Below are 13,978 nucleotides of genomic sequence, written 5' to 3' on the forward strand. Positions count from 1 at the left end.
AAATCGCCGAAATACTTCGTGATCGCAGCCGTCAGCGTCGTCTTGCCGTGGTCAACGTGACCAATCGTGCCGATGTTCACATGCGGCTTGGTACGCTCAAACTTTTCCTTACCCATCTTAAGGTCTCCTTTTTTCGTTGTCGGATGGCGGGGTGTCCCCGCCCTACAGTTGGTGGGTAGGGCGGGGTCGTCCCCGCCACCCGGTTATGCGTATTTCGCCTGGATCTCGTCGCTGATGTTCTGCGGAACCGGATCGTAGTGATCGAATTGCATGGTGAAGTTCGCACGGCCCGAGGACATGGACCGCAGCGTGTTGATGTAGCCGAACATGTTGGCCAGCGGCACCATCGCGTCGATCGCGATCGCGTTGCCGCGGGTTTCCTGCCCGGTCACCTGGCCGCGACGGCTGGTGAGGTCACCGATGATGCCACCGGTGTATTCTTCCGGGGTCACCACCTCGACGCTCATGATCGGCTCCAGCATCTTGGCGCCGGCCTTGCGCATGCCTTCCCGCATGCACATCCGCGCTGCGATTTCAAACGCCAGAACGCTCGAGTCCACGTCGTGGAACTTGCCGTCGATCAGCGCGACCTTGAAGTCGATCACCGGGAAGCCCGCCAGCGGACCGGAGTCCATGACCGACTGGATACCCTTCTCGACGCCCGGAATGTATTCCTTGGGCACCGCGCCACCGACGATGCGGCTCTCGAAGGAATAGCCTTCGCCCGGCTCGGTCGGCGAAATGATGAGCTTGACCTCGGCGAACTGACCCGACCCACCGGATTGTTTCTTGTGGGTATAGGTATGCTCGACCTCGTGACCGATGGTTTCGCGATAGGCCACCTGCGGCGCACCGATGTTGGCTTCGACCTTGAATTCCCGCTTGAGACGATCCACCAGGATGTCGAGGTGAAGTTCGCCCATGCCCTTCATGATCGTCTGCCCCGATTCCAGATCGGTTTCGACGCGGAAGGATGGGTCCTCGGCGGCCAGACGGGCCAGACCCTGGGACATCTTTTCCTGATCCGCCTTGGTTTTCGGCTCGACCGCGATCTCGATGACCGGATCCGGGAAGGTCATGGTTTCCAGAACCACCGGGTCGTTGACGGCGCAGAGCGTGTCACCGGTGGTGGTGTCCTTCAGACCGGCCAGTGCGATGATGTCGCCCGCAAACGCTTCGGTGATTTCCTCGCGGTTGTTGGAGTGCATCATCATCATCCGGCCGACGCGCTCTTTCTTCCCCTTGGTGGAGTTCAGCAGCGTGTCGCCCTTGTTCAGCTTGCCCGAATAGATACGGGTGAAGGTCAGCGATCCGACGAAGGGGTCGTTCATGATCTTGAACGCCAGGCCCGAGAACGCCATGTCATCATCCGCGCGACGCGGGATGTTGCGGGTTTCGGTTTCGTCGCCCGGCTTGAAGCCCATGTAGTCGACCACGTCCAGCGGGCTGGGCAGATAGTCGATCACGGCGTTCAGCAGCGGCTGGACACCCTTGTTCTTGAAGGCAGAACCACAGAGAACCGGGATGAACTTGATGCCGAGCGTGCCTTTGCGGATCAGCTTGCGCAGCGTCTCCACGTCCGGCTCTTCGCCTTCCAGATACGCTTCCATCGCGGCGTCGTCCATTTCGACGGCGGTCTCGATCAGCGTGGCGCGCCACTCTTCGGCAAGGTCCTTGAGGCTGTCGCGGATCTCGCGCTGCTCCCAGGACGCCCCAAGGTCTTCACCGGCCCAGACCCACTCTTTCATGGTGACCAGGTCGATCATGCCTTCGAGCTCGTTCTCGGCCCCGATCGGAATCTGGATCGGCGCCGGAATCGCACCGGTACGGTCCTTGATCATGCGCACGCAGTTGAAGAAGTCGGCGCCGATCTTGTCCATCTTGTTGACGAACACGATCCGCGGCACCTTGTAACGGTCGGCCTGGCGCCAGACGGTCTCGGTCTGGGGCTCGACACCGGCGTTGGCGTCCAGAACGGCGACAGCGCCGTCCAGAACCGCCAGCGACCGCTCGACCTCGATGGTGAAGTCCACGTGGCCGGGGGTGTCGATGATGTTCATCCGGTACTTGGTATCGGAAGTCGCATCGGCGGTCGGCTCTTCCTGGCGCTGCCAGAAGGTCGTCGTCGCCGCCGAGGTGATGGTGATCCCGCGTTCCTGCTCCTGCTCCATCCAATCCATCGTGGCCGCACCGTCGTGCACCTCGCCAAGGTTGTGGGATTTGCCGGTGTAGAACAGGATCCGTTCGCTGCAGGTGGTCTTGCCTGCATCGATATGGGCCATGATGCCGAAATTGCGGTAGCGTTCGAGCGGATAGTCGCGTGCCATGGGTCAGGTGCCTCTAGGGTTTTACCAGCGGTAATGGCTGAAGGCCTTGTTCGCCTCGGCCATCTTGTGGGTGTCTTCGCGTTTCTTGACGGCCGAGCCGCGGGACTGAACCGCGTCCAGCAGTTCGCCTGCGAGGCGCTCTTCCATCGTGTTCTCGTTGCGGGCGCGGCTCGCCTTGATCAACCAGCGGATCGCCAGCGCCTGACGACGCTCGGGGCGGACCTCGACGGGCACCTGGTAGGTGGCACCACCGACCCGGCGCGAGCGAACCTCGACGGAGGGCTGGATGTTGTCGAGCGCTTCGTGGAAGACCTCGATCGGGCTGCGTTTGATCTTGCTCTCGACCCGGTCCATCGCGTTGTAGACGATACGTTCGGCAACCGATTTCTTGCCGTCGATCATCAGGTTGTTCATGAACTTGGTCAGGATGACATCGCCGAACTTGGCGTCGGGCAGGACTTCGCGTTTTTCAGCGGCGTGACGACGTGACATGTCGCTCTCTCCTTATTTGGGACGCTTGGCGCCGTACTTCGAACGGCGTTGCTTACGGTCTTTGACACCCTGGGTATCGAGCACACCGCGCAGGATGTGATAGCGCACGCCGGGAAGGTCCTTCACACGGCCACCACGGATCAGGACGACAGAGTGCTCCTGAAGGTTGTGGCTCTCGCCGGGAATATAGCTGATGACCTCGAAGCCGTTGGTCAGGCGCACCTTCGCCACTTTCCGCATCGCCGAGTTCGGCTTCTTCGGCGTGGTGGTGTAGACGCGCGTGCAGACGCCCCGCTTCTGCGGGCATTCCTGCAAGTGCATGGACTTCGAGCGTTTGATTTTCGGCTGACGCGGCTTGCGGATCAGCTGTTGGATCGTTGGCATTCCGGTTTCTTCCCCGTTTCGCAACACATGTGTGATGCACGCTGTTGCGTGCGGTTCAAATTCGGCGACTTACGCGTCCGCAAGCGCAAAAACCGCAAACGTTCCCATTCCGAGGTGAACGTCGCGGTGGGCATTCAGAGGATCGGGGCGGCAGGTGCCCGGATCTTGACCACAAGAGTTTCGGATTCGACGTACGGGGCGACCCCCGCTGCCGAGATAGCGGGCGTATAGGGGGAGTCGCCGGTGGTGTCAACAGCCCGCCACCCAGGCCGACGCCCGCCCGGGCAGTTAGGCGGATCAAATCCTGATAGCCGCCCTACCCTGCCTACCCTGCCAGCCAGACCAGCTTGCAAGCCGGTGCGGGCGCTGCGACACTATCCCTCGCAAGATCGGGAAAACGGGCGAGACAGGGCAGGATGCAGGTCATCGGAATTTGCAGGTTCTCCTATCCGGGTCTTGGCGGCTTTCAGGTCACCCATGACAGCCTCGAAGAGCGGATTGCCTATCTCTATACGCCCGACCGGCTGGAAGAAAGGTTCCGCTTCTTCGAAACCATCACGCTTCCCGGGATCCGCGCGCAGTTCGACACCGACTTCACCTTCCTGATCGTGATCGGTGACAGCCTGCCACAGCGTTATCGCAGGCGCCTTGAGGCGCTTGTCGCCGATGTTCCGCAGGCGGTGATCCAGGCGCATCCGCCGGGTCGGCACCGCGAGGTGATGCAACGGGCGATAAACTCGGTCCGGCAGGCCAGCTCCGAACCTTGCCTGCAGTTCCGGCTCGACGACGACGATGCGGTCGCGGTCTCGTTCGTGCATCGGCTGCGCAGCGCGGCCGCCGATGTCACGGGCCTGCTGCGTGAACACCGAACCGTGGCGATCGACTTCAATCAGGGCTACATCGTGCGGCCCGGGCCCCGGGGCATCGCGGCGGCGCCAATCCAGGAACCGTACTGGACCGCTGGTCTCGCGCTGATGATCCGCCCCGACACGATGCAGAGCGTGATGAATTTCGGCCATCACCTGCTCGCAAAAAAGATGCCCACCGTCACGTTCACCGGCGAAGACATGATGGTGCGCGGCTACCACGCCTTCAACGACTCCCGGCAAACTCGGCCAAGCCGCACGCCGCCTCTGACACCGCTGGACGCGGATGGCGAACTTCTGTTCCAAATGACCTACGGGATCGAGTCCGACCACGTACGCCGGGTGTTCTCAGCGGCCCTGTAGAGCGGCGCGGGCCTTCTGCGCCACCCGCCGCTCGCGGTAGAGCGTGAAGACGCCGGTCGCCACAACGATGGCTGCCCCGATCAGCGTCAGCGCGTCCGGCCAGTCGCCAAAGACCAGCCACCCCAGCGCCAGTGCCCAAAGCAGACCGGTATAGCGAAACGGGGCCACGAACGAGACATCCCCCACGCGCATAACCATGACACTGAACAGATACCCCCCCAGAATGAAGACCGAGGAGCCGATCAGAAGAAGCGACAGCCTGAGGTCGAGCGGCTGCCACTCCGATCCGGTCGAGGCAATGGCCGAGAAGATCAGGACCGACACCGAGGCCGACAGGGTCACGGTCATCGAGGGTGCCGCGGCAGACATACGCCGCGTCGCGAGATCGCGCACCGTCACGCAACACACCGCCGCGAGCGCATAGATCGCGTCGATGCTGAACCCGTCCGGCCCCGGCCGCACGATCAGCAGCATGCCGCAGAATCCGACGATGATGGCCAGCATCCGCTTCCAGCCGACGGGGTCGCGAAAGAACAGCGCCGCCCCCAGCGTGACCGTCAGGGGCAGCACCTGCAAGATCGCGGTAACGTTGGCCAGCGGCATGTTGAAGAGCGCGGTCAGGAAGAAATAGGCCGCGCCGATCTCGCTGACCGAGCGCAAAGCCACCAGCATCCAGTCACGCGGCGACAGGTCGAATCGCAACGCGCCAAGCCAGCGTGCCAGCAAATAGATCAGCGCGGTTGAAATCAGCCCCCGGATCGTCAGAAGCTGGAACAATGGCAATGCCCCGTCCGTCGCCTTGACGCAGGTGTCGTTGAGCGTGAACGCCGCCATGCTGCCCATCATCAACAGGGCGCCGCGCGTGTTGGGCGACATCACTGCGCCAGACCCTGACTCCGTACTCATCGACGCGCTGCCCCTCCCCGCCCTGCGTGACTCGTTGCCTTGTTCACCATCTCTGAGGCCGTTCTTCGCCGTGCGCAAGCGGTTTGAACGGGAAGCCGGAACTCATCGTGTGGCCACCCGGATGGCTGCATCGCGGGGAACCAAAGAAAACGCCCCCGCACGGTTCGTGCGGGGGCGTCATCTTTTCAATCGGGAGAGATCAGGCTCAATCGCGGCTTTCCGGCGTTTCCACCAGATCGTCGAGGGCCCCGTTGTCAACGAAGTCTTCCTCGGTCGGCGCAGCGAGGGCTGCAGCGGCTTCGGCCTCTTCGCGGCGGGCTTCGATCACCACGTTGTCGCGTTCCTGAGCGATGCGGCGCACCCGCTGGGTGGCCCCACCCGTCCCCGCCGGGATCAGGCGCCCGACGATGACGTTTTCCTTCAGGCCGACGAGCTTGTCCTTCTTGCCCTGCACCGACGCTTCGGTCAGCACGCGGGTGGTCTCCTGGAAGGAGGCCGCAGAGATGAAGCTGCGGGTCTGCAAGGACGCCTTGGTGATACCCAGCAGGATCGGTTCGCCCTGTGCCGGACGGCCACCCTTGGCGATCGCCTTTTCGCAAGCCAGGTCGAACTCCTGCTTGTCGACATGCTCACCCTTCAGCAGCGTGGTATCGCCGCTGTCCTGGATCTCCCACTTCTGCAGCATCTGGCGCACAATCACCTCGATGTGCTTGTCGTTGATCTTCACGCCCTGCAGACGATAGACCTCCTGCACCTCGTTGATCATGTAGTCGGCCAGCGCCTCGACCCCGAGGATCGACAGGATGTCATGCGGCGCCGGATTGCCGTCCATGATGTAGTCGCCCTTCTGGATGAAGTCGCCTTCCTGCACCGGGATGTGCTTGCCCTTGGGCACCATGTACTCCACGGGCTCGAGCGTTTCGTCCGCCGGTTCGATGCTGATGCGACGCTTGTTCTTGTAGTCGCGCCCGAACCGGACATAGCCGTCGATCTCGGCGATGATCGCGTGATCCTTGGGACGACGCGCCTCGAACAGTTCCGCCACCCGCGGCAGACCGCCGGTGATGTCCTTGGTCTTGGACCCTTCGCGCGGGATACGCGCCACCACGTCGCCGGCCTTGATCTCGGCACCATCCTCAACGGACAGGACCGCATCAACCGACATCGGATAGGTGACCGGGTTGCCGGCATCGTTGCGCACCGGCTCGCCGTCCGCATCCACCAGGATGATCTCGGGCTTCAACTCGTTGCCCTTGGGTGCGGCGCGCCAGTCGATCACGATCTTCTGCGTCATGCCGGTCGCATCGTCGGTCTCGTCGCGCACGGCGATACCGCTGACCAGGTCGACGAATTTCGCCGTACCGGCCTTCTCCGCGATGATCGGCAGGGTGTAGGGGTCCCATTCGAACAGCTTGTCGCCGAACTTGACGTCCTGACCCTCGGTCACGAACAGCTTGGAGCCGTAAGCCAACTTGTGGCTTGCCCGCTCCTCGCCATTGGCGTCCTTGATCAGCAGCTTCATGTTTCGACCGACAACCAGCACCTCGCCGCTGGAATTCTCCAACGTCTGGGTGTTTTCATAGGCGATCTTGCCCTCCTGGCTCGCTTCGAGGAAGGACTGCTGACCGCCCTGCGCCACGCCGCCGATGTGGAAGGTCCGCATCGTCAGCTGGGTGCCGGGTTCCCCGATCGACTGCGCCGCGATGATGCCCACGGCCTCGCCTTGGTTCACCATCGTACCGCGTGCGAGGTCACGACCGTAGCACATGGCGCAGACGCCTTCCTCGGCCTCGCAGGTCAGCGGGCTGCGGATCCGTGCCGTCGCGACATTCGCCTCTTCGATGCTGTCAGCCATGCGCTCGTCGATGAGTGTTCCATGGGGCACCAGCACCTCGTCGGTGCCCGGCTTCAGGATGTCCTCTGCCGCGACGCGGCCCAGGATCCGTTCGCCCAAGGTGGCGACGACTTCGCCATCGTTCACGGCTGGCTCTGCTGTGATCGCCATGTCGGTGCCGCAATCGTGCATCCTGACGATGCAGTCCTGCGCCACGTCCACCAGACGGCGGGTCAGGTAACCCGAGTTCGCCGTCTTGAGCGCGGTGTCCGACAGACCCTTGCGGGCGCCGTGGGTCGAGTTGAAGTACTCGAGAACGGTCAGGCCTTCCTTGAAGTTCGAGATGATCGGCGTCTCGATGATGTCGCCGTTCGGCTTTGCCATCAGGCCGCGCATCCCGCCCAGCTGCTTCATCTGGGTGACCGAGCCCCGGGCCCCGGAGTGCGCCATCATGTAAACCGAGTTCGGTTCCATTTCGGCGCCGGTCTCGTCCCTTTGACTGGCCGAGATTGACCCCATCATGGCCTCGGTCACGCGGTCGTTGCACTTCGACCAGGCATCCACGACCTTGTTGTACTTTTCGCCCTGGGTGATCAGGCCGTCCATGTATTGCTGTTCGAAGTCTTTCACCTGGTCGCGGGTTTCATCCACGATCGGCCATTTCGTGTCAGGGATCAGCATGTCGTCCTTGCCGAACGAGATGCCGGCCTTGAACGCCTCGCGAAAGCCCATGGTCATGATCTGGTCGCAGAAGATGACCGATTCCTTCTGACCGCAATAGCGGTAAACGGTATCGATGACCTGCTGGACTTCCTTCTTGCGCAGAAGGCGGTTGACCAGTTCGAAAGGAGCTTTCGCATTCAGCGGCAGCAGCGCGCCAAGGCGCACACGGCCCGGCGTGGTTTCGTACCGCTTCTTGACCTCGTTGCCTTCCTCGTCGATCTGCGTGATGCGCGCGGTGATCTTGGAGTGCAGATGCACCTCGCCCGCGTCCAGAGCGTGCTGGACTTCCTCGATCGAGCCGAAGATCTTGCCTTCGCCCTTCATGCCCTCGCGTTCCAGCGTGACATAGTAGAGGCCCAAGATCATGTCCTGCGACGGCACGATGATCGGCGCGCCGTTCGCCGGCGACAGCACGTTGTTCGTGGACATCATCAGGACACGGGCTTCCAACTGCGCTTCCAGCGACAGCGGGACGTGCACGGCCATCTGATCGCCGTCAAAGTCGGCGTTGAAGGCCGAACAGACAAGCGGATGAAGCTGGATCGCCTTGCCTTCGATCAGGACCGGCTCGAACGCCTGGATGCCCAGGCGGTGCAACGTCGGCGCGCGGTTCAGCATCACCGGATGTTCACGGATCACCTCGTCGAGGATATCCCAGACTTCAGGGCGTTCCTTTTCGACCAGTTTCTTGGCCTGCTTCACGGTGCTGGAAAGCCCCTTGGCTTCGAGCCGCGAATAAATGAACGGCTTGAACAGTTCGAGCGCCATTTTCTTGGGCAGACCGCACTGGTGCAGCTTGAGTTCCGGCCCAGTCACGATGACAGACCGGCCCGAGAAGTCGACGCGCTTGCCCAGAAGGTTCTGGCGGAAGCGGCCCTGCTTGCCCTTGAGCATGTCCGAAAGCGATTTCAGCGGGCGCTTGTTCGCACCGGTGATAACGCGGCCCCGACGGCCGTTGTCAAACAGCGCATCGACGGATTCCTGCAACATCCGCTTTTCGTTGCGGACGATGATGTCGGGCGCGCGCAGTTCGATCAGTCGCTTCAGACGGTTGTTACGGTTGATGACCCGGCGATAGAGGTCGTTGAGGTCCGAGGTCGCGAAGCGGCCGCCGTCCAGCGGCACCAGCGGGCGCAGTTCCGGCGGGATGACCGGGATCACGGTCAGAACCATCCATTCCGGGCGGTTGCCGGATTCCAGGAAGGATTCAACGACCTTCAGACGCTTGATGATCTTCTTCGGCTTGAGTTCACCTGTGGCCTCCTTCAGGTCGGCGCGCAGCTGTTCCGCCTCGGCCTCGAGATCGATCGCGGCCAGCATCTCGCGGATCGCTTCGGCGCCGATGTTGGCGGTGAAGGCGTCCATGCCATAGGCGTCCTGAGCGTCCATGAACTCTTCTTCGGTCATCATCTGGCCATAGGTCAGATCGGTCAGGCCGGGTTCGATCACGACGTAGTTCTCGAAGTAGAGAACCCGCTCGAGGTCACGCAGAGTCATGTCCAACATCAGACCGATGCGGGACGGCAGCGACTTGAGGAACCAGATATGCGCGACCGGCGCAGCCAGTTCGATATGGCCCATGCGCTCGCGGCGCACTTTTTGCAACGTCACTTCGACACCGCATTTCTCGCAGACGACGCCGCGATACTTCATCCGCTTGTACTTGCCGCACAGGCACTCGTAGTCCTTGATCGGGCCGAAAATGCGCGCGCAGAACAGGCCGTCACGCTCGGGCTTGAACGTGCGATAGTTGATGGTCTCGGGCTTCTTGATCTCGCCATAGGACCACGACAGGATCCGTTCAGGCGACGCGAGGCTCACCTTGATCTCGTCGAAGACCTTGGTCGGAGTCAGCGGGTTGAACGGGTTGTTTGTCAGTTCCTGGTTCATTTTGATACCTCAAATTCGTGCGGAAGGGATGATGGGGTGAGGGCCAGAGCCCTCACTCGTCCACCTCCGCATCCAGGAGTTCCATGTTCAGGCCGAGGCCGCGGACTTCTTTCACCAGAACGTTGAAGCTCTCGGGAACGCCCGCTTCGAAATTGTCCTCGCCCTTGACGATGCTTTCATAGACCTTGGTCCGTCCGGCCACGTCATCCGACTTGACGGTCAGCATCTCCTGCAGCGTGTAGGCGGCGCCATAAGCTTCCAGCGCCCAGACCTCCATCTCGCCGAAGCGCTGGCCACCGAACTGCGCCTTGCCGCCCAGCGGCTGCTGGGTCACGAGGCTGTAGGGTCCGGTCGAACGCGCGTGGATCTTGTCGTCCACCAGGTGGTGCAGCTTGAGCAAATACTTGACACCCACGGTGACGGGACGCGCGAACTGCTCGCCCGTACGGCCATCGTAGAGAACCGATTGCCCGCTTTCGCTGAAACCCGCGCGCTTGAGCGCGTCGTTCACGTCCGCTTCCTTGGCGCCGTCAAACACCGGAGTCGCGATCGGCACACCGCGCACGACATTGCCGGCGGCTTCGATCAGATGCTCTTCGTCCATGCCGCTGATGCCTTCGTCATAGACATCTTGGCCATACGCCAGCTTCATCGCTTCGCGCACCGGGGTCAGGTCGCCCGAGCGGCGGTATTCGCCGAGCGCTTCGTCGATGTTGACGCCCAGGCCACGTGCGGCCCAGCCCATGTGGGTTTCAAGGATCTGACCGACGTTCATGCGCGACGGCACGCCCAGCGGGTTGAGGCAGAAATCGACCGGCGTGCCGTCCGCAAGGAACGGCATGTCCTCCATCGGCACCACCTTGGAAATCACGCCCTTGTTGCCGTGACGCCCGGCCATCTTGTCGCCCGGCTGCAGCTTGCGCTTCACCGCGACGAACACCTTGACCATCTTCATGACACCCGGAGGCAGGTCGTCGCCGCGGCGGACCTTCTCGACCTTGTCCTCGAACCGGGCATCGAGCGCGCGCTTCTGCGCTTCGTATTGCTCGTGCAGGGCTTCGAAGATCTTGGCATCGTCCTCGTCTTCCAGCGCCAGTTGCCACCACTGGCCGCGCGACAGCGTGTCCAGAAGTTCCTCGGTGATCTGGCTGCCGGCCTTCACGCCCTTGGGGCCTTTGACCGCGATCTTGCCCAAGATCATGTCCTTGAGACGCGCATAGATGTTGCGATCGAGGATCGCCATCTCGTCGTCCCGGTCACGTGCCAGACGTTCGACTTCCTCGCGCTCGATCTGAAGCGCGCGTTCGTCTTTCTCAACGCCATGACGGTTGAACACACGCACTTCGACCACGGTGCCGAAATCGCCCGGCTTCACCCGCAGAGACGTATCGCGCACGTCGGACGCTTTCTCGCCGAAGATGGCGCGCAGAAGCTTTTCTTCCGGCGTCATCGGGCTTTCACCCTTCGGTGTGATCTTGCCCACGAGAATGTCGCCCGGCTCCACATCGGCGCCGATATAGACGATGCCCGCCTCGTCGAGGTTGCGCAGGGCTTCCTCACCGACGTTCGGAATGTCGCGGGTGATCTCTTCCGGCCCGAGCTTGGTGTCACGCGCGGCGACTTCGAATTCCTCGATATGGATCGAGGTGAACACGTCGTCTTGTGCGATCCGCTCGGAGATCAGGATCGAGTCCTCGTAGTTGTAGCCGTTCCAAGGCATGAAGGCGACGACCACGTTCTTGCCGAGCGCCAGCTCGCCCAGATCCGTGCTCGGACCGTCGGCGATCACCTGGCCCTTTTGGACCGTGTCGCCCACCTTCACCAGCGGACGCTGGTTGATGCAGGTGTTCTGGTTGGAGCGCTGGAACTTGCGCATGCGGTAGATATCCACACCCGCGTCACCCAACTCCAGATCCTCGGTCGCCCGGATCACGATCCGCTGCGCATCCACCTGGTCGATGATACCGGCCCGCTTGGCCATGATCGCGGCACCGGAGTCCCGCGCCACGACTTCTTCGATCCCGGTGCCGATCAGCGGCGCCTCGGCCCGCAGAAGCGGAACCGCCTGACGCTGCATGTTCGAGCCCATCAGGGCGCGGTTGGCGTCGTCGTTTTCAAGGAACGGAATCAGCGAGGCGGCGACAGAGACCAGCTGTTTCGGCGAAACGTCGATCAGGTCGACATTCTCGCGCGGTGCGAGCGTGTAATCGCCCGACTGGCGCGTGCTGACCAGCTCGTTGATGAAGTTGCCGTTATCGTCAAGCGTCGCGTTGGCCTGGGCCACCGTATGCCGCATCTCCTCGGTCGCGGACATATAATGGACCTCGTCCGTTACGTGCGCGTCCTTGACCACCCGATAGGGCGTTTCGATGAAGCCATACTTGTTCACGCGGGCGAAGGTAGCGAGCGAGTTGATCAGGCCGATGTTCGGGCCTTCCGGCGTCTCGATCGGGCACATCCGGCCATAGTGGGTCGGATGCACGTCGCGCACCTCAAAGCCCGCGCGCTCGCGGGTCAGACCGCCCGGTCCAAGCGCCGAGAGACGGCGTTTGTGCGTCACTTCGGACAGCGGGTTGGTCTGGTCCATGAACTGGGACAGCTGCGAGGACCCGAAGAACTCGCGCACCGCGGCCGCCGCCGGCTTGGCGTTGATCAGGTCCTGCGGCATCACCGTGTCGATCTCGACCGAGCTCATGCGCTCCTTGATTGCGCGCTCCATGCGCAGCAAGCCGACGCGATACTGGTTCTCCATGAGCTCGCCGACAGAGCGCACCCGACGGTTGCCGAGGTGGTCGATGTCGTCGATATCGCCCTTGCCGTCACGCAGCTCCACCAGCGCCTTGATGCAGGCGACGATGTCTTCGCGACGCAGCGTGCGCACGGTGTCCTCGGCATCGAGATCGAGCCGCATGTTCATCTTGACCCGACCCACGGCCGACAGATCATAGCGCTCGCTGTCAAAGAACAGGGTGTCGAACAGCGCGCTGGCGGCTTCGACGGTGGGCGGCTCGCCCGGACGCATGACGCGATAGATATCCATGAGCGCGGTCTCGCGGCTCATGTTCTTGTCCATCGCAAGGGTGTTGCGCATGTACGGGCCAACATTGATGTTGTCGATGTCCAGCACCGGAATGTCGGTGACGCCCGCGTCGATCAGTTCCTTCGCGGTGCCGCCGATCAGGGTGCCGTCCTTGTCGTATTCCAGGGTCAGTTCATCCCCCGCCTCGACATAGATGGCCCCGGTTTCCTCGTTGATGATGTCCTTGGCGACGAACTTCCCGGCAATGTGATCGAAGGGAACGAGCAGGTCCGATACCGTACCCTCGTCGATCAGCTTCTTCACCGCGCGCGGCGTCACCTTCTTGCCGGCTTCGGCGATGATCTCGCCGGTCTTGGCATCGATCAGATCATAGGTCGGACGGGTGCCGCGCACCCGCTGCGGGAAGAACGGCGTGACCCAGCCCTTGTTCTTCTTCAGCTCGTAGGAGACCGTGTTGTAATAGGCATCCATGATGCCTTCCTGGTCGAGACCCAGCGCATAGAGCAGCGTCGTCACCGGCAGTTTGCGGCGGCGGTCGATGCGAGCATAGACGATGTCCTTGGCGTCGAACTCGAAATCCAGCCAGCTGCCGCGATACGGGATGATGCGGCAGGCAAAGAGCAGCTTGCCCGAGCTGTGTGTCTTGCCCTTGTCGTGATCGAAGAACACGCCCGGAGAGCGGTGCATCTGGCTCACGATGACGCGCTCGGTTCCATTCACGACGAACGTGCCATTGGGCGTCATCAGGGGCATGTCGCCCATGAAAACGTCCTGTTCCTTGATGTCCTTCACGGACTTGGCGCCGGTGTCCTCGTCGACATCGAACACGATCAGCCGCAGCGTCACCTTGAGCGGCGCGCTGTAGGTCATGTCGCGCTGCTGGCACTCTTCGACGTCGTATTTCGGCTTTTCCAGCTCGTACTTTACGAATTCCAGAACGCTGGTCTCGTTGAAGTCCTTGATCGGGAATACCGACTGGAACACGCCCATGATGCCTTCGCCATCGGTCGGCTGGGGCGCGTCACCGGAATTCAGGAACAGGTCATAGGAGGATTTCTGGACCTCGATGAGGTTCGGCATCTCCAGAACTTCACGGATTTTGCCATAATATTTACGCAGACGTTTCTGGCCAAGGAACGATTGAGCCATGTCA

At 62.1% G+C, this 13,978-nt stretch carries 8 protein-coding genes; 1 reads left to right on the forward strand and 7 read right to left on the reverse strand.

From position 1 onward, the window contains the following. The 4 genes from JF290_RS15420 to rpsL all read right to left on the reverse strand — a co-directional run. The coding region (locus JF290_RS15420; RefSeq protein WP_199025574.1) for a GTP-binding protein at nt 1-116 on the reverse strand (116 nt) is incomplete at its 3' end. Between the two features lie 87 nt (nt 117-203). Further along, nucleotides 204-2,327, reverse strand: coding sequence for an elongation factor G (gene fusA / locus JF290_RS15425; RefSeq protein ID WP_199025794.1), 2,124 nt, complete (start codon nt 2,325-2,327; stop codon nt 204-206). Nucleotides 2,328-2,348: 21 nt separating this feature from the next. After that, on the reverse strand, nt 2,349-2,819 hold the full coding sequence (gene rpsG, locus JF290_RS15430; RefSeq protein WP_199025795.1) for a 30S ribosomal protein S7: 471 nt from the start codon (nt 2,817-2,819) through the stop codon (nt 2,349-2,351). Between the two features lie 12 nt (nt 2,820-2,831). Then, nucleotides 2,832-3,203 carry a 30S ribosomal protein S12 gene (gene rpsL / locus JF290_RS15435; protein ID WP_011570072.1) on the reverse strand — a complete coding sequence of 124 codons (372 nt, stop codon included), beginning with the start codon at nt 3,201-3,203 and terminating at the stop codon, nt 2,832-2,834. A 416-nt stretch (nt 3,204-3,619) separates the two neighbouring features. Here rpsL and JF290_RS15440 point away from each other — a divergent pair, with 416 nt between their 5' ends. Next, on the forward strand, nt 3,620-4,432 hold the full coding sequence (locus JF290_RS15440) for a putative rhamnosyl transferase (RefSeq protein WP_199025796.1): 813 nt from the start codon (nt 3,620-3,622) through the stop codon (nt 4,430-4,432). On the opposite strand, the gene JF290_RS15445 is transcribed toward JF290_RS15440, so the two are convergent. The 3 genes from JF290_RS15445 to rpoB form a co-directional block, all read right to left on the reverse strand. Continuing rightward, nucleotides 4,418-5,308, reverse strand: coding sequence for a DMT family transporter (locus tag JF290_RS15445; protein WP_199025993.1), 891 nt, complete (start codon nt 5,306-5,308; stop codon nt 4,418-4,420). The two genes, JF290_RS15440 and JF290_RS15445, sit on opposite strands and share 15 nt — an antisense overlap. A 235-nt stretch (nt 5,309-5,543) precedes the next feature. Next, the gene (gene rpoC / locus JF290_RS15450) at nt 5,544-9,785 is read right to left on the reverse strand and encodes a DNA-directed RNA polymerase subunit beta' (RefSeq protein WP_199025797.1); all 4,242 of its coding nucleotides are present in this window, start codon (nt 9,783-9,785) and stop codon (nt 5,544-5,546) included. A 52-nt stretch (nt 9,786-9,837) separates the two neighbouring features. Next, entirely contained in the window at nt 9,838-13,974 is a 4,137-nt protein-coding gene (gene rpoB / locus JF290_RS15455) for a DNA-directed RNA polymerase subunit beta (protein ID WP_199025798.1), read from the reverse strand. Between the last annotated feature and the right edge of the window lie 4 nt (nt 13,975-13,978).

It is taken from the genome of Sedimentitalea arenosa (genome assembly GCF_016428585.1).
Lineage (GTDB): Bacteria > Pseudomonadota > Alphaproteobacteria > Rhodobacterales > Rhodobacteraceae > Sedimentitalea > Sedimentitalea arenosa.

What these genes read in the sequence shown, in the direction of transcription:
- rpsL (WP_011570072.1), bottom strand. Translation starts at nt 3,203, where the DNA reads ATGCCAACGATCCAACAGCTGATCCGCAAGCCGCGTCAGCCGAAAATC.
- rpoC (WP_199025797.1), bottom strand. Translation starts at nt 9,785, where the DNA reads ATGAACCAGGAACTGACAAACAACCCGTTCAACCCGCTGACTCCGACC.
- fusA (WP_199025794.1), bottom strand. Translation starts at nt 2,327, where the DNA reads ATGGCACGCGACTATCCGCTCGAACGCTACCGCAATTTCGGCATCATG.
- rpoB (WP_199025798.1), bottom strand. Translation starts at nt 13,974, where the DNA reads ATGGCTCAATCGTTCCTTGGCCAGAAACGTCTGCGTAAATATTATGGC.
- JF290_RS15440 (WP_199025796.1), top strand. Translation starts at nt 3,620, where the DNA reads ATGCAGGTCATCGGAATTTGCAGGTTCTCCTATCCGGGTCTTGGCGGC.
- JF290_RS15445 (WP_199025993.1), bottom strand. Translation starts at nt 5,308, where the DNA reads ATGTCGCCCAACACGCGCGGCGCCCTGTTGATGATGGGCAGCATGGCG.
- rpsG (WP_199025795.1), bottom strand. Translation starts at nt 2,819, where the DNA reads ATGTCACGTCGTCACGCCGCTGAAAAACGCGAAGTCCTGCCCGACGCC.